The organism is Vibrio sp. 10N.222.49.C9, from assembly GCF_041474985.1.
Taxonomy (GTDB): Bacteria; Pseudomonadota; Gammaproteobacteria; order Enterobacterales; family Vibrionaceae; genus Vibrio; species Vibrio crassostreae_C.
Map to the genome: position 1 here is coordinate 1 of NZ_JBFRVD010000248.1, position 348 is coordinate 348.

Below are 348 nucleotides of genomic sequence, written 5' to 3' on the forward strand. Positions count from 1 at the left end.
TATTGGTACTGATCGGTGCCCTCGACGACAAATATGATATTAGTTTCAAATTACGATTCTTAGTTCAAGGCGCTCTTTCTATAGCGATGATGGGACTAGGAAAGATAGAACTTTCCACTGCAGGAAACATAATAGGCTCAGGGCCGATACTGCTAGGATGGGTTGGGTATATTGTCACTGTTTTTGCGGTAGTTGGAGCAATTAACGCTTTCAACATGGTAGACGGGATTGATGGGCTTTTAGGTGCTCTATCAAGTGTTACGTTTGGTGGTCTCGGATATCTAATGTACTACTACGGACAATATGACCTAGCATATCTATGTTTAGTGCTCATAGTAATTACTATCC

The 348-nt window shown here is 41.4% G+C and carries 1 protein-coding gene; it reads left to right on the plus strand.

Features of this window, described 5'->3' with window-relative positions; all coding sequences use genetic code 11:
- Positions 1–348 (plus strand): MraY family glycosyltransferase (locus AB4585_RS22990; protein WP_372171117.1); only part of this gene is annotated, 348 nt, incomplete at both ends.